This window comes from Bdellovibrio bacteriovorus (assembly GCF_001592755.1).
In the GTDB taxonomy this organism is placed as follows: domain Bacteria; phylum Bdellovibrionota; class Bdellovibrionia; order Bdellovibrionales; family Bdellovibrionaceae; genus Bdellovibrio; species Bdellovibrio bacteriovorus_E.
In genome coordinates, this window is the sequence record NZ_LUKF01000014.1 from 70,766 (window position 1) to 94,903 (window position 24,138).

Below are 24,138 nucleotides of genomic sequence, written 5' to 3' on the forward strand. Positions count from 1 at the left end.
GTCTTTTAGACACATTGATTGCAACCGCTTAATCTAAGTAAGAGGTTTTAAGTTTTTGTTCCGCCTCGTGCTTTTCGAGACCGAATTGAATCAGTTTTGTAATCAATTCTTTATACGATACGCCCGTTGCTTCCCACATTTTCGGGTACATCGAGATTTTCGTAAAGCCGGGAATGGTGTTGATTTCATTTATGAACAACTCACCATTTTGTTTTAAGAAGAAGTCAACGCGAGTCAAACCATCGCAACCCATAGTTTGATAAGTCTTCTTGGCCAAGTCTTGCAGTTTTCCCAAAGTTTCTTGGGAAATTTCAGCGGGGATCTTTAACAAGGCCCCATTGTCATCAATGTACTTAGCCTCATAAGAATAAAATTCGTGCTGCGGAATGATCTCTCCCGGCAAAGAGGCTTGCGGTGCATGGTTATGCCCCATGACGGAACATTCGATTTCACGGCCCTGAATGAATTCTTCCGCCAAAACTTTAGTGTCAAACTGGAAGGCGTCTTTGAGCTTCGTTTCGAAGTCCGCCGCTGATTTGATTTTATGAACGCCAACCGAAGAGCCTGCATTCGCAGGTTTAATAAAGAAGGGGCTTCCAAGCTTCGCCACGATGTCGTCGTAATTGTTTTTTTGAAACGGAGTTAAAAGCATGTAGCGTGCATTTGGAATTTGCGCCGCGACGAAAAGTCTTTTCATCACTTCTTTATCCATGCCGGCAGCAGAAGACCAAACTCCGCAACCTACGAACGGTACTTGCACCATTTTGAAAAGACCTTGAATCGTTCCATCTTCACCCATAGTTCCGTGCATAATAGGGAAGGCAACATCAATAGGTGTTTTCGAGTGGTCTTTCAAAGAGTAAAGAACAGGCTTCCCTTGAAATGAAATCAAAGCCACCGATTCCGCGTTAGCTGGAAGTGCAGAATCAACAATCTTTGTAGCTTGAGAAAATAAAGACATGTCAGGAAAGCGATACCAGCTTCCTTCCTTGCTAAGACCAATCAAGATGGGAGTGAATTGATCTTTATCCAAAGCATCTGCAACATTTTTAGCAGAGCGAAGAGACACTTCGTGTTCTGCAGACTTTCCACCGAAAATAAGAGCGACTGTTTTTTTCATTTTATTATCCAATTTTTAAATTAAGCCCATTCAACCAGTTCGTGCGCCAGACCGAAGATTCCTTTAAAGACTTCGTTCGGTTTCGCATCGTCATACATGTATGCTGGAGTCGTCACGATCTTGCCTTCACGATCCGTGATGTAGTCATCAACAGGGCAGTCCTCATGAATAGCGCCCGTTTTTTGAATTTCAGCGGCCGTTTCTTTATCTTCACCGATAGTGATCGTGATTTTTTTATCACCCAGAACACGCGCTAGCAGAACAGGAGCGATGCAAATCGCACCGATGGGTTTGCTTGCCGCATGGAATTCAGTGATGACGCGTTTTACATCTGGATTGACGTCACACTTCGCACCTTTTTCAGCCCAGTTACAAAGGTTCTTCGCGGCGCCATACCCGCCCGGGAAAGCGACTGCATCGAAATCTTTGGTTTGAAGTTTGTCTAAGGCTTGCACCTGACCACGAGCAATGCGAGCAGCTTCCACAAGCAAGCGGCGTTTTTCACCGGAAGCTTGCCCTGCCAGATGATCCATCGCAGGAATTTCTATATCGGGAGCAAAGCAACTGACTTCGGCACCGGCTTGAGTAAGAGCAATAAGTAAACTGACAGCTTCCGTGATTTCGCTGCCATCGAGATATCCGCATCCGGAAAGAACAACGGCGATCTTTTTCATAAAAAAAACCTCCTGCAAGGGAGGTTTTAGAGTACTGTCATTTAGAACTCTTGGCAATGAATCGAGGTCGATTAGGACTGTGTGCCTTAAGGAGTTCCTCTTTTAAAATTTTTTAATTTTGTACAAGTCGTCACCAAAACTTTTTGACTCTGAATAGGGTAAAGCTGGCGATAGCAATATTCCTGCATGCGTGAAAAGAAAGGCATGTCAGGACTCAAAGTTACCCAGTAATTCACCTTCTGCTTCTCTACGGTTTCGCCGCGCTTCAATGCGATTGTCCAATTGAAAGCGACCTTTTTCGTTTTGATGGAGCAGTTTTCAAACCCACCGCAGTTGGGTTGAGCTTTAATCAAATCTGGAACGGGACGCATCTCTTCTTCTACTTTAAGATTCGAACAAGTGATGTCGCAGCTATCGACTTGCAACTCTTCTTTGCAATATTTGTCTAAGGCCTCGGATTTTTCGCAAGCATAAGCCAAACCATAAAGGCGCTCAAAGCCCAGCACCATTTGATTGTCGTCAGCCATAGTTTTCAATTCTGGCTGATAACTCATCACTCTTTGAGCATTCGCGATGGACGTATCCAGTTTTGCGACGGATCGATGATCTTCGCGTGTGGATTCCGCTCCTTCTTGGTCGCCTTTGTAGGCTTTGCTTTGATAAGCGTAAGTGTAAAGCCACTCATCCTCTTTTTCTTCTTTGTTGGTGATGGTGATGGCTTCCTGCAAGACATAAAACGGCTGAGGATTGGTCTCGAGCGTTTGCTCGGTTTCCTGAAAAAGAAAGTCATTCTTTGCCATGGTCAATGGATCTGCCTGGCCCCAGGCTGTTGCCAAAGCGTCTTGCACTTCGGCGACACTTGCGGGAGTTTCTGCTTCTTCTACAGGTTCTTTAATACAAGAGACAACACTGCTAAGAACTAGCAGCGATAATAAACCGTGTTTCCATGAAATCATATTGAATCCCAGCCCCAAATCCAGAGGTTTAGTGGTAATACCTTTTCAAATTTTTCGACGGTTTCGTCTTTGAAGATACCCAATGCGCGGTAGTCTACAGGGCCAAACAGAAGACGAACCATGTCAGTTTCATTTTTGATAGTGTAAAGATCCTGACCGATGCCGAAAACGAAGTGTTCAGGATGTTTTTCAAGAACGATGTCAGCCACACCCTCAGCGCGGAAAGCGCGTTTGATCTTTGCTGACAACTGATCAAAGTTCACAAGCTTAATCATACCCAAAAAACCTTGATTCATTGTGACAGGCTTTTGTTGCAACTGCTGAATCAAATTCGTCGCGTGGCGAGGACAGATAATTGTGTAAGGCTGATTTTTTTGCGCGCGAATAAAACTGAAAAGAGCCATCAGCTTAGAAACCGATCCGCCCCATTCATGAATATAGCCACCCAGGTCCACGCCTTTGCCTTCAATGGCATAAGCGGCCAACTGACCGTTCGATTCCCAAGCGGTGTAGACTTTTGTTTGTGGAATTGAAAGAAACTTTCGAGTCTCTTCAATCGTGCGCACCGAGTTCACGGAATGTGAAGAATACAGACGATAAATAGCATCTGGAGAAACTTTAGTGTCTGTGGAAAAACGCAAGTTCACTGGCGGAATATCGAAGTTTTCTTCAACGACGAAGCTGATCTCACTCCCGGCAAGCTCAAAACCCATGCGACGATAGAAATCGAACAGATCTGTCCAGAGGATCGCGATGTCGCAAGATTGCTCCGTTGCCGATTTTAAGCAGTCAGAAATAACCTGAGTGCTATAACCCTGTCCGCGATGGTTATCATCCGTAACAACGGAGCCAATCGCGCCCACTTTAAAGATCACATGGGGGGACTTAATAATAAGAGGTTTCAATACCGCATGTGATAAAACCTGATCTTCATCAGCTATAATGCGCATATTGTGCAAGTTGTTAGATGAAAAGGCTGTGGGATATTCCGCAGCAATCGACCAGGAGGCTTCATTACGCAACTTTTTGTTCAAAAAATCTAAAACACGAGGCAATTCGTTTTCTGACGGCGAGCGAGGTCCTTCCATGAACTCTCCTTTAATTTCCTCTCTAGAATATCTGTAAAAAGGCCAGGACCCCAGCATTCAACAAAGAACGTCGTGAAAAATGCGACCCAAGTCGGGAACGGGGTTTGACATCAAGGTCAAAAGTTTTATATTAAGGTCGCATATTTAGGAGACCTCATGGCCGATAAGAGTCAGCAGTGGAAAGAGAATAAACCAGGCAAGATATTCGTGGATCAGTCCTGCATTGCTTGTGACGCTTGTGTTCTTACTGCTCCTAAGAATTTCTCTATGCATGAAGAAGACGGTCACGCCTTCGTAAGCAAACAACCCGACTCTCCAGAAGAAGAAGCTCTTTGTAAAGAGGCTATGGAAGGTTGTCCTGTAGAAGCTATCGGTAATGACGGTGACCAATAAAAAGACCGTAAAAAAGCCGGCGAAAACCTCTAAAGCGCCGGCTCCTAAAAAGGCTTCCTCTAAAAAAGCCCCTCTTCTAGATACCCTGGCCCTTTTTAAAAGATATTATCCCGACGCCCACTGTGCTCTGAATTTTACCAATCCTTATGAGCTTTTGGTGGCCACGGTCTTATCCGCGCAATGCACGGATGAGCGGGTGAACATGGTGACGCCGGCACTTTTCAAAAAGTATCCGACGCCGCAAAAAATGGCCAAGGCGTCGGTTGAAGACATCGAGCAACTTATTCGTTCTACGGGCTTTTTTAAAAACAAAGCCAATAACCTGAAGCAAGCCGCCATTCAGCTGACAGAGAAACATAAGGCCGAGATTCCGCAGAATCTCGAGGCTTTGGTCGAGCTTCCGGGCGTGGGTCGAAAGACTGCCAATGTGGTTTTAGGAAATGCTTTTGGGATCGCCAGCGGTATCGTCGTCGACACGCATGTGACGCGTTTATCTTACCGCTTGGGTTGGACTCAGACCGACAATGCTGTGTTGATTGAAAAAGAATTGGTGAAGCATGTGCCCGAAGAAGATTGGGTGATGTTCTCTCACTATCTGATCTCTCATGGTCGGGCTATCTGTAAGGCGAGAAAACCTGATTGCAGTCACTGCTTTCTAGAGGAGACTTGCCCTAAGAAGGGTGTCTAGTTCACAATGTCTTCATGTTGGTTGCATTTTTTGAGAGCGTTAAATACGTAGGCCATCTTTTACCTATTTCTTTCTTAAGAATTTTCTTAGGTTATTACTATTTAGAACAAGCCATGGTGAAGTATCGCGGCGATTTTTTAACTCGTCCGCGAATTGCCGATCAAATGGCCGAGTGGTTGCCGGCAAGCCATGCTCCGAACTGGTTTAAGATCTTCGCCAGCAGCCAGATGATTCCGAATTGGCAAACGGTGGCCTTTATTATTCTCGGCTTAGAGTTCGCTGTCGCAATTTCCTATATCATCGGTTACGTGGTTCGTCCCGTGGCCTTGTTGGGAGTTTTGTTGTGTGTGACGATGCTCTTTGTTTCGGGACCGGCAACGGAAGATCTGTATAAAACATTCTTGGCCATCCATTTGATTCTTGCCTGGGTCGGCGCGGGTCGCTGCTTAGGTTTTGATTACTACTTCTTCAAACGTCGCCGCGGATTATGGTGGTAGAGTGAAACATTTTGTCTTTTTCTTAGCAGTTATTTTCTTAGGACTTTTCTTGGCTGTTCTGAATAAAACAGATCAAGGCGGCAGCGCAAGCTCTCTTCCGACGTTGCGTGTATTTGGATATGCCTCTTTCACCGGTCGCTGGGGGCCGGGACCACTTTTAAAAGAAGCGTTTGAAAAAACTTGTAAGTGCAAAGTGGAATTCATCGAAGGCAGTGATTCAGGAATTCTTTTGCAGCGACTTAAGATCGAAGGCGAAAGCCTGGGTGCTGATGTTGTCGTGGGCTTAGACCAATTCGATATTTCAAAAGCCGTGGCGGAACAGCCATGGCGCAAACTCAGCTTGGGTCAATTGGACGTGTATGATTCTGTTCGCCCGGCTTTGGCTAACAGTTTTTTTGTTCCTTATGACTGGGGCGCTTTAACTTTTATCGCTCGCAAGGATGAGCTGACTCGTCTGCCTTCAAGTTTGGATGATTTGTTAGCTCCGGAACTTTCAAAGCGCATTGCTTTACAGGATCCACGAACGAGTTCTCCCGGAATGCAGTTTCTTTATTGGGTGGTGCGTTCCAAGGGCGAAGAAGAAGGATTTAAGTTTTTGCAAAAGCTGATGGGGCAAGTTCATAGTTTTTCGCCAACTTGGTCGACAGCCTATGGTCTTTTCACCAATAAGCAAACAAAACTGGTGTATTCCTATGTGACTTCGCCTTTGTATCATGAACTCGAAGAAAAAAAGAGCGGCTACATCGCGCTTCCATTTAATGAACCTTTGCCAGTGCAATTTGAATTCGTAGGAATCCCTGATTTCTGCCGTCACTGTGATCTGGCTGAAAAATTCGTGAACTTAATGCTGTCTCAAGAAGGTCAGCGCATCATCATGGAAAAGAACTATATGTTCCCGGTGATGAAAGGTGTTATGGAAGACACGGCGTTTGCCCCGTTGATGAATGTAAAAACAATGGAGCAAGTGGAAATTCTATCTTCTTCAGAAGTCGATCGTCTTTTAAAGCGCTGGACGGAAATTCGTAGGAGCGAGCTCAATTGAACTTGAGAAGTGCGCTTCGTCTTAGCGTTGTTATCTTTTTGCTTTTTCCGTTTCTTTTTTTGCTAGCGCAGTTTCGTATTACGGAATGGCCTGACACCGGTGAACTGTTGTGGGCCTTTAAGAATAGTTTTATTCAAGCATTCTTTTCCGCCGTATTTTCTTTGCTTATCGGCTTTTGGGTGAGCTTAGGTTTACTGTCATTGAGTTCCGGTCCCTATAAAAAGCTGCGGTTCGCTCTAGAAATTCTGTGTCTGCTTCCCAATTTTTTACCTCCGATATTCATTTTGCTTTCGACCTTGAATGTCGTGGATCCATTCCCTATGGGTGTCATTGGCATTGTTCTTATTCACACGTTGATGAATTTTGGCTTGGTCGCCGTTTTATTAGCAGGAATTATTGAAAATAAAATGGGCGGCATGATTGAGCTTGCCTATGTCGAAGGAGCCCGTCGGTGGCAATTTCTGACGCGCGGACTTTTCCCTTTTCTTAAAAAAGATTTCTGGCTTTTAGGACTTTTCATTTTTGTCGTTTGCTTCGGCAGTTTTGCAGTACCGCTCATCGTAGGCGGAGGCAAAGGAACGACCGTAGAAGTTTTAATCTATGAAAAAATCCGGCTTTCTAATAATTGGGGAGACGCCGTTCTTTTGGCCTTTTTGCAATCGACGTTTATCTTTGCCCTTTCCTTTGTTGCTAGTCGGGGAAAAGGTGCTTACGTCACCCGTGAAGCGAATCTGAATCTGATCAAGTCTTGGAGTGGTGTTTTCATTATTGTCGCTCTTTCTTTCATGTATCTCTATGGTTACGTGCAAGGCTTCTTTTCCGGGCTGACGTTGATCACGAACTTTTACGAACTGCAGTCAGCGCTTTTCTGGAATTTCTTAGGCAGTATGGCGCTGGGCATTTCTGTGGGTGTGCTTTGTTATGCAGGCTTGATGCTAATTGCTTATTGTTGGCCGAAGGCTTGGTTTGAAAAATTCTTAAACGGTTATGTTGCTCCTTCAACCTCCCTGGCTTGCTTCAGTCTTCTTTTGTTGGGGCCTAATGAAGGTCTTTATCCGTTTATCAAAATTCCTTTGGCTTTAACCTTATTGAGTCTGAATAGTCTTTTTCGCATGGGCTGGGATGGAGAGCTGCACGCCCTGCAATCCCAGATTACGGTGGCCTATGCAATGGGGGCGTCTCGCTGTCAGATTTTTAAAGAGATTCTTTTCCCGCAGCTTTCAGCACGCGCCGGGCTGCTAGCGGGGATTGCTTCTATTTGGGCTTGTGGAGACTTTGCGGTATCACGAATACTTGCGCATCGAGACCTGAGCATCGCGATGATGACCGAGACCTTGATGTCAGGTTACCGTCTGAATCAGGCCATTGTCTTAAGCAGCTTGATTATTCTTGCAGGCCTGCTTTGTTTTTTCATCTGTGTGGGGGGAAGTCGTGTCCTACGTCGAAAATTTGCACCGTGATTATGGCGATTTTAAAATCGACATTGATCGTTGGGAAATCCTGGATCAGGGCGTGACCGTTCTTTGGGGGCCTTCGGGTTCTGGAAAAACTTCGGTGTTTCGTATTTTGTTGGGACTTGAAGAATGCCCGGGAATGAAATGGAGTTTTCAAGGTGTTGATCTGGCAAAGTTAAAAACCCCGGATAAAAGATTAGGGGTCGTTTTTCAAACCTTGGATTTATTTCCTCATATGACGGCGGAAGAAAATATTCTGTTTGCAGCCAGAGCGCGCAAAGTTGACAGCCGGAAAGTGGCCAGTCGCATGAAAGAGCTCAACGAAGTCATGCAAATGGAAGGCTTCTTGCAAAGAAAAGCTTCGGTTCTTTCAGGCGGAGAAAAGCAACGCGTGGCCATTGCGCGCGCCATCGTCGGAGAGCCCCGACTTTTACTGTTGGATGAACCGTTTTCGGCCTTGGATCAAGAGCTGCGTGAAGAAAGCCGTAAGCTTTTAAAGCGTGTGATCGAAGTTGAAAAAATTCCCGCTTTGTTAGTAACGCATGACCACAGAGACGTGGAAGTGTTGGCTAATAAAGTTTCAAAGATTCGTAACGGACAGCTGCAATCTTAAACCGTATATCGCTGAATCATATCCACTAGATAAGATTTTTTAATAGGTTTCGTGACGTGCTCGGTGCAACCGGCATCCAAAGATTTTTGTACGTCTTCTGCCATAGCATTGGCACTGACAGCGATAATAGGGATGGGCTTGCGGTGAGTTTCAATTTCCCACTGGCGTATCTTGCGAGTGGCCGCGTAACCGTCCATCACCGGCATCTGAATATCCATCAAGATCAAATCAAAAGGTTCAGAGAATACTTTTTCGACCGCTTGAAGTCCGTTTTCAGCTTGCACGACTTCAAAAGGCAATTTCTTTAAATAAGTTAAAAGCAAGAAGCGATTGTCTTCCGTGTCATCAACGACCAAGATTCGAGAATTGCGCGTCAGATCTTTTTCTTCCATTGGTGGCGGCGTCGGTGGAGCGAGAGCTGCCGGAGCCGCCTCCACACCCGGTTCTGCCGGAATGAAAGGAATCGTGAAATAGAAGGCGCTGCCTGCACCTTCTTCACTTTCAAACCAAATACGCCCACCCATAAGCTCGACCAGATTCTTAGAGATTGTCAGACCTAAACCACTACCGCCAAATTTACGCGTGATCGAGCTGTCCGCTTGTACGAAGTTCTGGAACAAAAGATGCTGCTTATCTAAAGGAATTCCCGTGCCCGTGTCTTTGATACCGAAGCGGACACATCTTTTCGTTTCGTCTTCGAAATCCAAACTGACGGTGATTTCGCCTTGCTGAGTGAACTTGATGGCGTTGCCAATCAGGTTGAAAAGAATCTGCCTTAAGCGTGTCGGATCCCCTACAACAAGACGTGAGGCCGCACTGTCTAAGTGCATTTCTAAATTAAAGCGCAGGTTCTTCTCGGCGGCTTTCTGTTTTAAGATGTCGCAGATATTGTTCGTTGTTGCTTGCAGATCGAACGCGATTTTTTCCAAACGAACTTCGCGCGCTTCGATCTTCGAGATATCCAGAATGTCGTTAATAAGGGCTAAAAGGTTTTCACCCGCGTTGGCGCAGACTCTGACCAATTGTTCTTGCTCGGGCTTCAAGTCCGACTCGGTCAGAATGTCGGTGATACCAATAATAGCATTGAGCGGAGTACGAATTTCGTGACTCATACGCGCTAAAAACTCGGACTTCGCTTGCGAGGCTTTCACCGCCGCTTCACGCGCTTCGATCAATGCATTTTCTGCGGTGATACGATCCGTGATGTCGGTGCAGACGAACACGAAAGTCAGATCTTTGCCTGTACGTCCGGGAAGAGCCGCCCAGTTCATCAGGATCGGGATGCGTCGGTTTTCGGCATTCACAATTTCGGCTTCGATACTGTGACGTGTGTGTAAAAGCCAATTGTAGTTGCTAAATTCGGGCTGTGCATGAACCAATGTTTTTAAATCGATGTGCGAAAGCTGACTGGGTGTAATTCCCAATAAATTCATCGCGGATTCATTGGCTTGAGAAACCACGTAAGAACTTTGGCGCCAATCATCGTTATGAGTTACACGGACGATAAAAAGGAAGGCCTTAATCGACTGAATCACGCTATCCAAAAATTCTTTTGATACCGTGGTGGTTTCAAGGCGATCGGCCAATTGGTTGTACTTGCTGACAAGAAGACCGATTTCATCTTTGGAATTGTAATTGATTTTTTGAGTTAAGTTGGATGTTCCCAGCTTTTCCAGGCGATCTGTTAAAAGCTGGATCGGCTCAACGACTTTTCCAGTGGCCGCGAACGTGGCGAAGAAGAAAAGGATGAAAATCAAAACGGCCGCGGCACTAGAAGCGATCGCAATACGATCCAAAACGGCGAAGGCTTCGCTTTCGTCAATCTTCGTCTGAATATACCAAAGCTCACCATTGGGGAGATAAATTTTTCCGATAGAACGAATGACCTTTTGCCCGCGATAGTCCGTGCCAAGTTCCCGCACTTCGCTCAGATTCTCAATCTTTTTGATATCCTCATCACCGCGATTGGAAGAAAGAATTTCGGCTTCAGAACTTTTCGCACTTTGACCACCTTCCACTCGAAAGCGTCCCGTGTTACGCAAGCTCCAGTCTTCTCCGTAAATCAAAGTCTCGCCAGTTTGGCCCATCCCATGTGTGGCCCACGCAAAATTATCACTCGTGATGCGATCAATTTCTGAAATGGAAATTTTCAGAATCAGAACACCGACCACGGTGCTACGACGGAAGATAGGAGCGGCGACAAATCCCGTGGCAGAATTGGGACTGATAGCATCTTTGTCAAAATCAAGAAACAGTGTAGAGCCTTCTTGAGCTTTCATGCCCCATTGAAAAAGATCTTTCAGTTTGTTGGCACCATTGGTGTCCTTCAAAATTGAAATACCGTCTTCAACATCTTTGCGAGTGGTATAAACGACGACACCTTTCGGGTTCACTAGCGCCATGTCATAGATATTGAAATCTAAAACATAGTTATCGAGCAGACGGCGGAACTCCGGATGGGATTCCATGTTGGTATCCATCATCAAGTCATCGGTTTGCTCATGAGATGAAATGAGGTTGATGGCAGTCTGTAAATCCCGAAAATAATTTTCGATGGCCGTGGTTTTACTAATACGGATTTGGGTCAGCCGCTCATAGGTGCTGTCGATGACCGTGGACTCAACAATCTTTAGACCAATCAAAGCTACAACGAATGTCGCCAGAAAGACCGAGATGAGGTTGAATAAAAAAATCCTTAAACGTAAAGTCATGAACCCTTTTTAATGCCCTTGTCTTTCAGTGATAACTTATCCCTATTTAGTGGGCAACGAGTTGTTCTCTATCAACGTGAAAACAGGCCTTTTTTCGCTCGGACTGAAGCCAGATTTTTCATTACAAAATTCCTGCTAAAATGGGGGAAACGTTGATTACTTTTTTGACAGGCATGAAGGCTTTGCAGGTGGAGTATGTATTTTCAACGGGAGGCTCGGCCATTTCGGTGAAGTTTTGGTATAAATAAGGCCACACGGAGGCCTTTTGGATATGAAAACATGCCAGTCATTAGTCGCATTGCTATTGATGCTTCCGGTGCTCCTCGTCTCTTGTGCAGTTTCAAAATCTTCGGACGGATTTGGACTCACTCCTTCCATTTACTATAAGCCCACTATTGTGCAGTCGAATAATAAATGCAGTCTGACCCATATGCGTGATTTGATCACTCCCCAAGGAGATACCTTAACCTCCATGTGTGAATCCGATTACAAACAATGTTTGATGCAAGGTTCTTGTTTCGTGCAAAAAGACGGAGTCATGACTTCGTATAATTACCATTCTACGATTGAAGGCATTCCACGCTTTGTCGAGGTGGATTTAACCACATGTCCTTTTGGCTATGGCGCCTATGGCGATTGTCTGGACCCTTATTTCTCTGTTGCTGCCGATCTTAGTTATCACAAAGTGGGCGACGTGATTTTTATTCCACGTCTGGTGGATGCCATTCTTCCGAACGGAGAAATTCATGATGGCTTTGTGATTGTACGTGACTCTGGTGGAGCTATCACCGGGCGCGGCCGCTTTGACTTCTTCACGGGTTTTTATAATCACTTAGCCAAAGAAAATACGCTGGCAACCTTGGGCTTTGGCGATACGAAAAATAGATTTGATTACCGTCTTGCCACTGACGAAGAAGCCCAGGCGGCACGTGACAGAAGAAACTTTCCTGGCCTGAAACCCTCTGTATTAGCTGAAGGCATCCGTTAGAGCATTAACTCTGGACATTCTTTTTGCTTTCAAAAAAAGGCAGTGCTAAGCAGGTCGTGTCGTCTTCATTTTCGAGGAAATAAATATGAAAACCTGGGTACTAGCGTTTGCTGTTTTATTGGTCTCTGCCGTTTCTGTCGCTGAAGTTCGTTACCTCCCATTGGGTCCCGGTAAAGTCCTGGCTTATGAGTATATTGAAAGTTCGGCAGCGGCCCCGACGTTGATTCTGTTGCCGGGAGTGAATCGCGGACTGTCTTCTAACGACACTTCGGTAAGATTGCTTATCAAACAGGGTTGGAATCTGCTTCTGTCCTCGTTACCGGCACACCCAAAATCCATTCAAGGCTTGAAGTCGGCAGAGACTCCGTATTTCACTTTTAATAGTTCCATTCGCTCTCCTGAGTTCGCGAAGGATATTACTGAGCTGGTGCATGCCTTAGGTATCCAGCGCGCAGTGCCGGTGACTTTGTCTTACACTTCGTCTGTGGGTGTATATCTTGATGAAAAAGAATTTCCCCATATTATCGAAGCCGTCCCGATGGCGATTCCCACTGAAAACGACCCTGATGCCGCAAAAAAAGCAGAACTTTGGGAATCCTGGTTCAAGTTAAATCCCTTCATGGCGCCGTTCTGGATTCGTCAGTTTCGTGATCAGGCGTATACAAGTCACTGGAGTCAAACTGTCGATAAGAACTTGTCTGCTGATAATGAATTTTATGGCGAAAATCCTCGGGTAGCGGATATCAAAAATGGCTACGTCACGATCGCTCGCGCGGCTGAAGACTTTAATTTCACGAAGTGGAATTTTAAAGCCGAGCGCAGAACGCGTGATTTTGTTTTTGCAGAAGATGAAAATCCCGAGCGATTAAAAAATCAGGTGGAAGTGTTAAAGAACTATTTAGCTACGGAAAAACCCGTGCGCGTGATTTTGGTTCAAAACGTAGGTCATGTTCTGCCGACGGAAAATCCAGAGGTGTATGCGGCGACGTTAGGACTTTTACTGCGTCAGTCTCGCAAAGCACAGACGCAGTTTGCGGTGGTCAGTACTGCAAAATCTGTTGAATCCATTGAGTGGAAAGATCGCAGTGCTTTAGAAGCTTGGATTAAAGAGAACCAACGTTAAGCATAAAGGTCATGCCTTCTAAAGGTTTTTCCATGTCCTTTAAAATCTCGCCCCAGGTTGGCGTCGTGTTCACTCGGAAAAGGTGTTTAAAAAGAACTTTGTGAACCGGCGTCTCGTAACCAAAGTAGCTGGAAAGACCATTTGTCAGAATATCAATTTTTCCTTTGGATTTCTGCTCTTCGAACATAGTTAAATAATACGAGTAGCTGGAGCACCCATCAAAGAAGAAGATTTGGTGCTTACGGGGATTGAATTCAAATCCCCCGGCTTTTTCTTCCAGCGAGCCGATGTCTAAGTTCCCACCCAATCCCGAATGGCCGGCATAGATAACAACATCGGCGTTTTCGACGGCGTGTTTAAAGAACTTTGCGAATGTGACGTTCTTACTTGCTACGGCTGTCTCAGCAAGAAGACGGGTGATGCGAACTTGTATTTCAGAACCGTCCGCCTTTTTTAAATTTTTTGTAAACTGATGGATGGGGCGGTTTTGATAACGAGCCACGATTTTTTCGTTGAAACCGGATTGTCGCAGCCACTGGTTCATGTCTTCAAAGGCCGTGCGCCCTTCGTCGTCAGGATCTTTCGCGCTATCGGCGTACCCGTTAATCGTTGTGATTTCAAAAAGATCTCCATTGCCGTTATCACCACGAAGCTTTTCTAAGGCCGCGTCCGTATCAGATGAAGCATTTTTTAAAGCCGCAATTTTGATGTTCACCGTTTTTGCCATAGGTGCCTGACGAAGAAACTCACAACCCTCGCGGAAAGGATCATAGAAATACCAAAAGTCGCCGAAGCTTGTGTAATGTTCATCGGTGCATTTTTCTTCATAGAAATTATCGAGATCACTGGGCAGGGTGATTTTCCAAGATCCCGTTTCTAGAATTTTTTTGGCCATGTTTTTATTTACGAGCATCACACCTTCGACTTTGTAAGCGATCGTGCGCACTCCTGCGGACTTGCGATTTTTTAGAACCTCGTAAGCCAAGGGGAATTTAGGGGCGCCGATGCCGGGTGTGTTTGCGTCGATGCCGTAAAAGCCTACCATTGTTGGAGATTGCATATATCCAAAAAGATGTTGGGCATGAAGGTCGGAAAGAGTGACAGCATCGGAGGTGTCTGTCGTCGTGAATTCGGTGCTGTAAGAAAACTTAACTTCGACAGAACTGGGAGAAAAAACTGCGCCCGACGCGGAAAGCGCCGAAGCCAGAACCAAGAAAAACGCCAGGGACTTCATACTAAGGACCTCCTGTTTTTTTACCGGAAGCCCTTTTTATGTGAGGCTATAAGAACCGTCAATACGAGGTAAACAAGCCTTGTTATTCTTTCAGAGGGGCGGGTGAGAGAGTCCCCTCTAAACGCATATACTCTTTTAGAAGCTTCCCGTGACGGAAGCAGAAATCCAATAAGGCATGTCTAAGCGAATGTCGTCTTTATTGATGGCGTCTCTATAGAAGGAAAGGCCGCCTTCAAGCGCTGCCGTCGCCCCATAGTAAGGCGTCGGAGTTGAAAGTTTCCCTACGAGCTCTGCATCCCAATTGATTTGCGGAGCATGATAATATTGGTGGCCATCGCCATGAGCGACGTTATTCCAGTTGTTGTTTTTTTCGTAACCTTCGTCGCGCCCTTGAACGGCATCGCGGGCTTTATAATTTCCGACAACACCAGCTTCGAAATAGGAAGTCACACGATACTTGCTAGAAAGCTGAGTGAGAAATTCATTTCCTAAGGCCCAACCTTTGGCATTTCGTCCTCCGCGCACGGTCAGTTGTCCTCGTGCCGAATTCACCCACTTTGCAAGATTGTAGGAGTACGCCGAACCTAGAATTAAATCCGGAGTACCTGAACCTAACTGCATATTGTAAGCGGCGGTTTGAGACGGGTTCGAAGTGAAAGTTTCGTCAATGCTTCCCGTAGGCAGCGTGACACTGATGTCGGAAAGAACAAGGTGGGCTTCTTTAGCATAGGTTGGCGTCATCGCCATCAAACGAACATCACCCAAGCCTTCCGTGTAGTCGCGCGTTTTAAAATTCAATCCACCAGGAATAGGTTCGTATTTTGTCTCTACCATGTTTTTGATGTGTGGAAGAAAGGCGAGCAACGTCCACGTCGGGCTATAGAGCCACGTCGCAGTGATCATGTTCACATCCACTGTCGAAGCATCAAATCCGTAAATGCGGGTGTTTGCGTTGTTTGTACCTTGAAGATCGTATTTGTAATAGCTGTAAGTCAGAAAAACCGATGGAGGCTTCGGTGCCGGTGTGATGGAAGTGCCGGTAGTTTCAGTTTGTGCGAAACTAGAAATCGAAAAAGACATCGTCAGAATGAGTCCCAAAATTTTCTTCATGAAAAGTTCTCCTTTGCTCGAGCATAAAACTCGCGAAGGTGATTTTCAGTCAATGGAATTCGTTCGAAAAAATCTAGAGTAATTGCTTTAATCTGCGAGTGAAAAACAGAAAGATCTGACGGTATTTTCTGGCAAAAGAAGAAAGGCTTTTTGTCCCTAAACTGTCGCCGTGTCAAATTGATACACACCGCTTAAAGCTTATATCGCGCTTCACGCTGACCTACTTCTTGCTTAAAGGAAGTCGGAATAACTCAGGGACGTTTATTATGAAATTAGTTGTGAAGCCTTTAATGATTATTTTATTCGCCGGAATGGCGGCTCCGCATGTGATGGCGCAGGTTTCTTCCTCTGCGGCTTCAGCCGTGATTGAGCGTTCTGCTGAAAGTGATCTTCACAAGCTCTTTAATAAAGCTCAAGAACAGGGTGTGCTTTTTAAATCCCTGCGCGATCGCGTGGATTTCTTTTCTTCCCAGTTTTTAGGAAGACCTTATCTGGGAGGCGCTCTTGGAGAAGGCAGTAATTCATCCTTTGATAACGATCCGCTGTTTCGTTTTGATGCTTTTGATTGCACAACTTATGTTGAAACTGTCGTCGCTCTTTCTTTGGCTTCGTCAGAAGAATCATTTAAGAATTTACTCACCCAGATTCGCTACATGAATGGCCAGATCAGTATTTTCACACGCAATCATTTTACAAGTATCGATTGGAATCCTAATGCTGAACGCTTGGGCGTCTTAAGAGACATTACGACTGACGTTGGTTCTTCGCAGACTTCGACATTGGAAACTCTTATTGAAAAGGACACTTGGTTTGCCCGACAAGCTTCAGAAATGGTGAAGGCGAAAGAAAACGAAGCAAAGAAGATAGAGTATATTCGCGCAAGCACACAAAATTTTTCGAAAGAAACGGCTCGCTTAAACTTCATTGATAAAAAGACCTTGGTTTCAAATACCCAGTTGCTTCGTTATTTCCCCAAAGCCGGAGTGATCAATATCGTTCGCGCCAACTGGAAAGTGAAAGAGGCTATCGGAACTGCTTTAGATATTTCTCATCAAGGAATTTTCTTTGAGAGAAATGGGCAGATTATTTTCCGTCACGCGAGCTTTAAGCGCGGGTCGCAGTTTGTCGTCGAAATCCCGCTAATTGACTATGTGAAGAACAACTTGGGCGATTCTACTTTTGCGGGAATTAATATCCTGGGTTTAAACGATCTTCGTTTCTAAAAATACGTAACATAAGCATTGAGATTTACTTGCGTTCAATCCTTTGGTCGAGGCTTGCCTAGACCTTCGTCTTAAAATTTTTTGGTCCTAATATCCAGTCTTTTCAATACTTAAGCGCGGTCTTGAGAAAATTCCTAGACCTAAGCCCTAAAGTTTCCTGGACCATGGTCCGAAGAGTTTCTCGTACACGTTGGTGCAAAGCTTCAGACGCTCGGACCCCTCCAAAACTCGAAAGAGTTCCTAAAGGCAACCTTCTCTGATGGCTCGGTTCCTCGAAGATCGGGACAGTCACCCTGATCCCGAGGGACCCTCCAACCTAATTTTAAATTTTATTTTTTAGTGAGTTAGCAAATTTAAATAACTGATCATCGTACGTTGGTGGGATTCAAGATTGTTCTGATGGCAAGTGGTGCTGCCTAGGTCCATGAATAGTTCCGTAAAATCAGCGCACGAGATCTCAATCCCTTAGGAGGTTCTCATGGGCTTAAGAATCGCAACAAACACTGCATCAATCGCAGCACAACGTGTGCTATCCAAACAACAAAAACGAGCGGAACACTCTGCGCAAGCTCTTGCGTCGGGTTCGCGTATCGTAAACGCCGCCGACGACGCTGCCGGTTTGGCGATCTCAGAAAATTTCAAAGGACAGTTAAAAGGTATTGCGCAAGCGCGTAACAACGCGAACAACGCGATTTCATTCTCGCAAGTGGGTGAGGGTGGATTGAGCGAAGTTTCAAATATCCTGATTCGTCTCCGCGAGCTCGGAGTCCAAGCGGCCTCAGACACTGTCAGTGATACGGAGCGGGGGTTCCTCAACAACGAAGCCCAGCAATTAATCCAAGAAGCAGACCGTATTGCTAAGACCACTACTTTCGGTAACACGAAACTCCTTGATGGTTCCGGTGGTAAATTAGAATTCCACGTCGGCGCCTACGGTGGAGAAGAAAATATCATCGCCTTCGACTTCGATGCCGACGCGACAACCAGCTCGCTGGGAATTAGCGGTATCGATGTGGCGGATAAATCGGGAGCGCGTAGCACTCTAGAATCCGTCGACGAAGCCATCCAAAAAGTCGGTTCACTGCGCGCCAGCTTCGGTGCGATGCAATCACGACTTGAATCAACAGTAAGTAACCTCGATGTTTCTTACGAAAACTTGTCATCAGCCAACTCTCGTATCCGCGACACTGACGTGGCGAAGGAAACAGCAGAAATGGCGTCAGCAAGTATCTTGCAAAACACAGCGGTATCGGTTCTGGCTCAAGCCAACCAATTACCAAACGTGGCAATGAAACTAGTATAATAAAAAAATCAAAAACCATATTCGTACACTACGATATCGGGTGGGATCTTACTGGGATAGGATCTCATTCGAGAATGAGGGGTCGCCCACATATACCTCTCGTGTCTTAAGCCCACCCTGGGAGCACCCGCTCCCAGGGATTTTCAAGGTGCCTGCTTCTTTTTTGCACTGCTGGGCGTAAATTAAGATTTTTTCGAAGTTCGGACTTTGTATTTTCCCAGAGTCACTCTCTTTTCAAGTTTGTCCTGTTATTGCGCTTGCATCGATTTACTTAAATGGGACGAGAAATATTCCAAAATCACACCGAAATTCCGTATCACATTACTGCTCGATGTATTAACCGTGACTGGTTTTCTTTAGATATAGAGGACGTCTGGGAAGTAATGACTCGGCAGCTTTACTTTATCAATCATGCATTCAATTTACGAATTCATGCCTTTGTTCTCATGAGTAATCATTTCCATATGATCGTGAGGACACCGGATGCCAATCTCAGTGATGCCATGAAGTATTTCATGCGAGAAACAAGCAGAGAAATTACTTTCCTCAGCGGAAGAATCAATCAAACTTATGGATCACGATTCCATCGTTCGTTGATTCATTCACCTCTATATTACCTACATGCGTATAAGTATGTTTATCGTAATCCCGTGGAAGCTGGATTGTGCGATCACGTTGAAGACTATAAGTATTCCTCCCTGCAAGGCCTTTTGGGGGAAACTTGGCTGGATGTTCCTGTGAGTGAAGATGATAACTGGAAAGACTTTTTGAGCAGGCAGAACACTTTAGAATGGCTCAACAAAAAACCATCGGCTGAACATTGGAATCAAGTTGCAGTCGCATTGAAAAAAACAAGTTTCAAACTTCCCCGTGAAAAAGGAAAGAGCTCCTGCCTCGAAGAGCAAGTTCTTTAAGGACTGCTTCGCCACTTTAAATAATCGAAAAAATTTTGTTGGACGCTAAGCAGTGCAGAAAAGAAGCAGGCACCTTTTGCCTTTTGGTCGGGGGGATTTTCGTCGGGGGCTGGACTTTGGTTTGGGTTTTGGATGGATTTTGGGCTTGGTTTCAGGATGTTGGTCTAGGTTTATCTGGATGATGGTCTAGTTTTGCAGGACGCGACTAAAGGCTTCACAGACCTCGCCGAAAGGTATGTCAGAAGCAACGACGGAACTTAAGTCGAAGTACTCGAGAGACTCGGATGGAGTGACTGCCTGAAGAGAATCGTTAGCAGAGGAACTCGACAAAAGTGAAGTCACTAACGTGTACAACAGGTAAGCCTAAGTAGGTATAAGGCTGCCGCAATTATGGGGGTCCCACATGGGAATGAGAATTTCTACTAACGTATCAGCGATCAACGCACAGAGAACTATGATTACTTCTCAGCGTTCAATCGGTAAATCCATGGAGCAATTGTCTTCTGGATCACGTATCAATAAAGCGGCAGATGACGCTGCGGGATTGGCGATCAGTGAAAACTTGAAATCGCAAATCAGATCATTGAGCCAAGCAGGCCGTAACGCCAACGATGGTATCTCAATGGTACAAACTGCAGAGGGTGGCTTGAGTGAAATCTCGAACATCTTGACTCGTATGAGAGAATTAGGTGTTCAAGCTTCATCTGATACTGTTGGTGACACTGAGCGTGGCTTCTTGGATAAAGAGGTTCAACAATTAAAAGCTGAAGCTCAACGTATTACTCAAACAACTAAATTCGGAACTACAAAACTTCTTGATGGTTCTGGTGATAAGTTTGACTTCCAAGTTGGTATCAACAACAACGAAGAAGCAGACAGAATTTCGTTCAATGCAGGTGAAACAGATTCAACAATTGCAGCGCTTGGAATTGATTCTTTCGACTTCTCTTCCAAAGCGGGTGCGCAAGAGGCTCTTGAGCTAGTGGATAAAGCACAATCTCAAGTGAACGGTTACCGCGCAAATCTCGGTGCCCTTCAAAACCGCTTGCAATCCACAGTTGATAACTTGGGTGTGCAACATGAGAACATCTCTGCTGCGAACTCTCGTATCCGTGACACTGACGTAGCTGCGGCTTCTGCTGAGTCGACTCGTAACTCAGTACTGTTGCAAGCAAATACTGCGGTGTTGGCGCAAGCGAATGCGATGCCAAACTCAGCATTGAGATTGATTGGTTAATTAATAAGAAAATAAAAAGTTTGATCTGGGAGGGCACCTCCGTTCCCTCCCGGTACCAACCTACCCAAGGAAGCTGTAACGCTTCCTTGGGGTACTAACAGGCCTTGCAAGAAGGCTTTTTGTATTTGTCCTTACCGTTACTGCAAATGTCGTCGGTCAAAAAAGTTCCTCGATAGTATTCGAATTACCAGAAAAATTTTAAGTGATCAGAACGTAATGGCGGTTTTTTTGACCGTTGGTTCGTGTCGTATTTTTGTGAATGCCTCACAGAAAACGGAGGTATTTATGAAAATTCTTTTAGCGTCTCTTTTACTAATGGCTTCTTCATCTGCTTTGGCTCTTGAAAGTCACTATGGCCAAGTTTCAAGATCAGGTCATGTTTGGCACTGTTCTTTAAGCAACCAATCAGATGAAACATTGAGCATGAAATATGTTGAGTTTGGTTTTTCTCGCCTGGGATCAAAAGGAGAGGATCTAGAAGTTCGCAAGCAGATTGATGAACAGGTTTATCCAGGCGAGACTTTGACTTCATCGGTCAGAGAGTCTCGTGCTCACGGCGCTTACTTTTGCCGATTCTGGGCTCGCTAGTTAATAGTTAGTTAGTTAGTTAGTTAGTTAGTTAGTGCTGCGACGATTTAATAAAAAATAAAAAAGAGCTCTTCAATTCACGAAGAGCTCTTTTTTACTGTCTTTCTTTCTATGCAGCATGGGTTTCACTTCTGAAACAGAAACCATCCAAAGAACGAAGAGTTATTGTGGCTCTACTTTCCAAATTTGACCGCCATCGGTTGCGATGTAAAGATTGCTATCGGGACCGATTACCAAAGAGCGCATGCGTGCTGAAGGTAAAGTCGCTGTTGTGGTGGCCTCTCTTTCGCCTGAGCTATTTAGATAAAACACGTCCATACGCTGAGCGGCCATCATACCCACCGCCAAGTTTCCTTCCCAAGCGCGCCACTTAGCACCCGTCAAGAAAGTCGCAGGTCCCATACCTTGAGAGTCTGCATAAACAACAGTAGGTCGCAAAGCGTTCGGAAATTTTTCGACGTCGGTCATTGGCGTAGGAATACCGCTGGGTTTATTCGAGATGTATCCACAATAGTTGTCAGCGCAAGTCACGCCAGGCTCTGGTTTCGGATCCCAGCCACCGTTGCCTCCGGGAGTCAAGCGAGTGACTTCATCGCTGTGGTTCGGTCCATGCTCTGCAATATATGGCTGACCTGTGGCTGGATGAAAAGTGATGCCTTGAACATTGCGATGTCCAAAAGTGAAGATGCGTGGATCACCTCCCGAGGGCGAGTTATTGCCGGGGATGCCAGTGCCATTAGTATCAACGCGCAAAACTTTTCCACCCAGTTTCGTGACGTCTTGAGGAAGCGGGCCATTGTGATTATCTCCGGTCGTTACGTAAAGATATCCGTTGCCGTCAAAACGAATCCGTCCACCGCTGTGAGATCCCGCGCCACCCCAGTTGTTCGCGGCATTTTTATAGGAAATATCGGTGATGATGTCAGTGCGGTTTAAGGCGGTTGATAAATCTTCTGACAATGTCAATTTCACCACCCGGTTGGTGCGCGGGCTAGAAAGATTTGAAGCCATGTAAACGTAGATCAAACGATTGGAAGCAAAGTTTGGATCTAAAGCCACACCATGCACTCCGGATTGTCCCTCACAAAAAAGATCGTTCGCGACCAGAGAAGATCCCGTCGTGCCAAAAAGACGAACAATGCTTCCATCGGTTTTACGCATTGAAAGCCCACGGCACTTTTCCGTGAAGAACATGGTTCCGTCAGGAAGGAACGTCAGATCCCAAGGATTCTGTAATCCCGTCATGAAATTGGTCTTTACCAACGTGGGTTCACGGGAAGACCCCAGTGATTCTTCCCCACCATTAGAGCTGCCATTCGCACAAGCCGCCTGCAAGACCACATAGGCTATGAGTAGCTTCTTCAAAGACATCTATCACCTCCATGATTTTTGATAACGAAGCAAGGGTACACAAGGCGAAGAATCGGTTCAAAGAAATCGCATATGTATGTTGAAGGATGCGTAGGCACAGAAACTGAAAGAGAAGAGCGCTCATAAGAACGAAATAAAAAAGGGAACTAGCAACCGCCAATTCCCTTGCGAAAGTCTTAAGTCTAAAATCCTATTTCTTTTGGCAAGTCACTTCGATAATGTCGCCATCTAACGCCAAACCACCGCGCCCGTTGGCTTCATAGATCAAAGCCACGCCACGACGAGAGGCTCCGCCGTCAAGATCATTATCTTTGATCGCGATTACACTGCCGTGGTTGTTGTGAGTAACCAGGAAACGCTCTTTTGATTCGCTCAAATGATGAATCGTCAAAGTCTCTTCGCCGCCGTCGCGGTCTACAGTAACAAAGTCAAATCGATTCGTTTGAGTAATACACTCAACACCTGCCGAAGCGGCTTGAACGGAAAAACCGATTGATAAAGCCAGTAACGTAGCCGTGATTTTCATAAATTCTCTCCTTTTTTTTAACGTAAAGATCCGTCTTGAAGAGTGCGAAACCCGTGCCCTTGTTTTAATGCTTTCAATGAGAGCTGGCCTCTGTCAAAGTGCTTGGGAGCAAGACAGGTGACGGGGAGGGGCGCTGGACCTTGAAGTGCTGATGTCTCAGATTGAGACGGCTCCAAGAGAACTCGACGGGGTCGTGATAAAGAGATCCAAGGTGAACTCCGATAAGTCTTCATCATGAACGTCATGGGAATACTCTTAATTTTAGCAATGGCTTCGACAGCATACGCCGGTGAAAATTGTTCCACGGTCGATTACCGCAAGGAACTAGGTCCTAATCGAGACCAAGGCGAACTTAGCTGGTGTTTTGCTTACACCTCTGCCGATCTTATTTCTCAAAGAGTGAAAACCCGGGTTTCCGCAACCGATATCGCTTCGACTTTTATTTTGGCCGATCCCTATAAACTCGAAGAGTCGACACAACCTGAAGTGAAAAACTATCTTCAGGAAAATCCTGAAATTTACACACGCCTTCAAGGAATTCGTCTGGCTTCAGCAGGCAAATATGATCCGGAACACATTCTGCGCAAAGAAGGCTTGATGGATACCGGAGGTCAGGAGGACGCAGCTATCATTCTGGCGAACACCAAAGGTATGTGCACAGAAAAGAATTTTCCGTCGACGGAATCTCACCAGACAAAGTTTTTCAGCCAGATAACGAAACTCTATAAAAAAAGAAACGAAGCGCATGTAAAACAGAACAACTGTGGTTTGTTTCAGTCCCAAGCCGATTTCACTTCGGCGGTCGTGGATCCTTTTTCTGTTGCAATCACAAGTGTGTACGAGGATGAACGGGATCGTCGTTGTCAGCGTAAGCCGTGGCCCGTGCCGTTAGTGCCGGTCATGACGAAGTTCGGTGACAGTCTTGAAGAATATGAAACGCGCATCAAGAAAGGCGAAATCAATAAAGATGACGGGGCAAAAAAACTCTTCGCAACTATTGATCACGCCTTAGAAAATGGTCGCATCGCAGGTATCGGCTACAATGCCTATTCGCTGATGGCTCCCGAAGAGGGTGAAGATAACAAGCATGGCGATCACTCCAGTGTCATTGCAGCCCGCAAGATGATTGCGGGAAAATGTCAGTACTTGATTCGAAATACCTGGGGTAGCGATTGTTCGATCTACTACGCGAAATTTCACAAGCGCTGTGAAAAAGGAAATGTCTGGGTGACCAAAGAGGAATTGAAAGAGTCCTTGTATAGCGTCGTCTATATGAAATAGGCCT

General features: G+C 45.5%; 23 protein-coding genes. 14 read left to right on the forward strand and 9 right to left on the reverse strand.

All coding sequences use genetic code 11. The annotated features are described in order from the left end of the window. Positions 1 to 28 precede the first annotated feature (28 nt). From AZI85_RS08400 to AZI85_RS08415, 4 genes are all read right to left on the reverse strand, one after another. Positions 29 to 1,120 carry a D-alanine--D-alanine ligase family protein gene (locus AZI85_RS08400; RefSeq protein ID WP_063243665.1) on the reverse strand — a complete coding sequence of 364 codons (1,092 nt, stop codon included), beginning with the start codon at positions 1,118 to 1,120 and terminating at the stop codon, positions 29 to 31. A gap of 20 nt (positions 1,121 to 1,140) precedes the next feature. Further along, the gene (gene elbB / locus AZI85_RS08405) at positions 1,141 to 1,794 is read right to left on the reverse strand and encodes an isoprenoid biosynthesis glyoxalase ElbB (RefSeq protein WP_063243666.1); all 654 of its coding nucleotides are present in this window, start codon (positions 1,792 to 1,794) and stop codon (positions 1,141 to 1,143) included. 86 nt (positions 1,795 to 1,880) lie between these two features. Then, positions 1,881 to 2,750: a hypothetical protein gene (locus AZI85_RS08410; protein ID WP_063243667.1), complete on the reverse strand. Its 870-nt coding sequence runs from the start codon at positions 2,748 to 2,750 to the stop codon at positions 1,881 to 1,883. After that, on the reverse strand, positions 2,747 to 3,838 hold the full coding sequence (locus AZI85_RS08415) for a GNAT family N-acetyltransferase (RefSeq protein WP_063243668.1): 1,092 nt from the start codon (positions 3,836 to 3,838) through the stop codon (positions 2,747 to 2,749). Before AZI85_RS08415 ends, AZI85_RS08410 begins: the two co-directional genes overlap by 4 nt. 156 nt (positions 3,839 to 3,994) lie before the next feature. Here AZI85_RS08415 and AZI85_RS08420 point away from each other — a divergent pair, with 156 nt between their 5' ends. Genes AZI85_RS08420 through AZI85_RS08445 form a run of 6 tightly spaced genes read left to right on the forward strand, consistent with a single transcriptional unit; the run spans position 3,995 to position 8,525 of the window. Next, positions 3,995 to 4,231 (forward strand): ferredoxin, encoded by a 237-nt coding sequence (locus AZI85_RS08420; protein WP_063243669.1) that lies wholly within the window; start codon positions 3,995 to 3,997, stop codon positions 4,229 to 4,231. After that, entirely contained in the window at positions 4,215 to 4,919 is a 705-nt protein-coding gene (nth, locus tag AZI85_RS08425; RefSeq protein WP_081110964.1) for an endonuclease III, read from the forward strand. The genes AZI85_RS08420 and nth overlap by 17 nt, the downstream gene beginning before the upstream one ends. A 14-nt stretch (positions 4,920 to 4,933) precedes the next feature. Further along, positions 4,934 to 5,416 carry a DoxX family membrane protein gene (locus tag AZI85_RS08430; RefSeq protein WP_063243670.1) on the forward strand — a complete coding sequence of 161 codons (483 nt, stop codon included), beginning with the start codon at positions 4,934 to 4,936 and terminating at the stop codon, positions 5,414 to 5,416. A gap of 1 nt (position 5,417) precedes the next feature. Then, the gene (locus AZI85_RS08435) at positions 5,418 to 6,458 is read left to right on the forward strand and encodes a thiamine ABC transporter substrate-binding protein (RefSeq protein ID WP_063243671.1); all 1,041 of its coding nucleotides are present in this window, start codon (positions 5,418 to 5,420) and stop codon (positions 6,456 to 6,458) included. Continuing rightward, a complete protein-coding gene (locus AZI85_RS08440; protein WP_063243672.1) occupies positions 6,455 to 7,918 on the forward strand; it encodes an ABC transporter permease subunit in 1,464 nt (487 codons plus the stop codon). The genes AZI85_RS08435 and AZI85_RS08440 overlap by 4 nt, the downstream gene beginning before the upstream one ends. Further along, positions 7,890 to 8,525, forward strand: a complete 636-nt coding sequence (locus tag AZI85_RS08445; protein WP_063243673.1) for an ATP-binding cassette domain-containing protein — start codon at positions 7,890 to 7,892, stop codon at positions 8,523 to 8,525. Before AZI85_RS08440 ends, AZI85_RS08445 begins: the two co-directional genes overlap by 29 nt. Here the strand turns inward: AZI85_RS08445 and AZI85_RS08450 are convergent. Next, entirely contained in the window at positions 8,522 to 11,236 is a 2,715-nt protein-coding gene (locus tag AZI85_RS08450; protein ID WP_063243674.1) for an ATP-binding protein, read from the reverse strand. The genes AZI85_RS08445 and AZI85_RS08450 overlap by 4 nt on opposite strands. 271 nt (positions 11,237 to 11,507) lie before the next feature. On the opposite strand from AZI85_RS08450, the gene AZI85_RS08455 reads away from it, so the two are divergent. Further along, the gene (locus AZI85_RS08455; RefSeq protein ID WP_063243675.1) at positions 11,508 to 12,224 is read left to right on the forward strand and encodes a 3D domain-containing protein; all 717 of its coding nucleotides are present in this window, start codon (positions 11,508 to 11,510) and stop codon (positions 12,222 to 12,224) included. Between the two features lie 85 nt (positions 12,225 to 12,309). Further along, entirely contained in the window at positions 12,310 to 13,347 is a 1,038-nt protein-coding gene (locus AZI85_RS08460) for an alpha/beta hydrolase (RefSeq protein ID WP_063243676.1), read from the forward strand. Here AZI85_RS08460 and AZI85_RS08465 read toward each other — a convergent pair. After that, positions 13,328 to 14,581: a hypothetical protein gene (locus AZI85_RS08465; protein ID WP_063243677.1), complete on the reverse strand. Its 1,254-nt coding sequence runs from the start codon at positions 14,579 to 14,581 to the stop codon at positions 13,328 to 13,330. The two genes, AZI85_RS08460 and AZI85_RS08465, sit on opposite strands and share 20 nt — an antisense overlap. Before the next feature lie 135 nt (positions 14,582 to 14,716). Then, positions 14,717 to 15,691, reverse strand: coding sequence for a hypothetical protein (locus tag AZI85_RS08470; protein WP_063243678.1), 975 nt, complete (start codon positions 15,689 to 15,691; stop codon positions 14,717 to 14,719). 266 nt (positions 15,692 to 15,957) lie between these two features. Between AZI85_RS08470 and AZI85_RS08475 the strand changes: the two genes are divergently transcribed. From AZI85_RS08475 to AZI85_RS08495, 5 genes are all read left to right on the forward strand, one after another. Then, on the forward strand, positions 15,958 to 16,914 hold the full coding sequence (locus tag AZI85_RS08475) for an N-acetylmuramoyl-L-alanine amidase-like domain-containing protein (RefSeq protein ID WP_063243679.1): 957 nt from the start codon (positions 15,958 to 15,960) through the stop codon (positions 16,912 to 16,914). Between the two features lie 478 nt (positions 16,915 to 17,392). Beyond that, the gene (locus tag AZI85_RS08480) at positions 17,393 to 18,217 is read left to right on the forward strand and encodes a flagellin (protein WP_063243680.1); all 825 of its coding nucleotides are present in this window, start codon (positions 17,393 to 17,395) and stop codon (positions 18,215 to 18,217) included. Positions 18,218 to 18,492: 275 nt separating this feature from the next. Continuing rightward, on the forward strand, positions 18,493 to 19,131 hold the full coding sequence (locus tag AZI85_RS17535) for a transposase (RefSeq protein ID WP_081110965.1): 639 nt from the start codon (positions 18,493 to 18,495) through the stop codon (positions 19,129 to 19,131). 403 nt (positions 19,132 to 19,534) lie between these two features. Then, on the forward strand, positions 19,535 to 20,368 hold the full coding sequence (locus AZI85_RS08490) for a flagellin (RefSeq protein WP_063206326.1): 834 nt from the start codon (positions 19,535 to 19,537) through the stop codon (positions 20,366 to 20,368). A gap of 285 nt (positions 20,369 to 20,653) precedes the next feature. Then, positions 20,654 to 20,956, forward strand: a complete 303-nt coding sequence (locus AZI85_RS08495; RefSeq protein ID WP_063243682.1) for a hypothetical protein — start codon at positions 20,654 to 20,656, stop codon at positions 20,954 to 20,956. 162 nt (positions 20,957 to 21,118) lie between these two features. Here the strand turns inward: AZI85_RS08495 and AZI85_RS08500 are convergent, their stop codons facing one another. Both AZI85_RS08500 and AZI85_RS08505 read right to left on the reverse strand, forming a co-directional pair. Then, a complete protein-coding gene (locus AZI85_RS08500; RefSeq protein ID WP_063243683.1) occupies positions 21,119 to 22,327 on the reverse strand; it encodes a PQQ-dependent sugar dehydrogenase in 1,209 nt (402 codons plus the stop codon). Positions 22,328 to 22,517: 190 nt separating this feature from the next. After that, positions 22,518 to 22,853, reverse strand: coding sequence for a hypothetical protein (locus AZI85_RS08505; protein ID WP_063243684.1), 336 nt, complete (start codon positions 22,851 to 22,853; stop codon positions 22,518 to 22,520). Between the two features lie 234 nt (positions 22,854 to 23,087). Between AZI85_RS08505 and AZI85_RS08510 the strand changes: the two genes are divergently transcribed. Further along, on the forward strand, positions 23,088 to 24,134 hold the full coding sequence (locus AZI85_RS08510; RefSeq protein WP_063243685.1) for a hypothetical protein: 1,047 nt from the start codon (positions 23,088 to 23,090) through the stop codon (positions 24,132 to 24,134). The last annotated feature ends 4 nt before the right edge of the window (positions 24,135 to 24,138 follow it).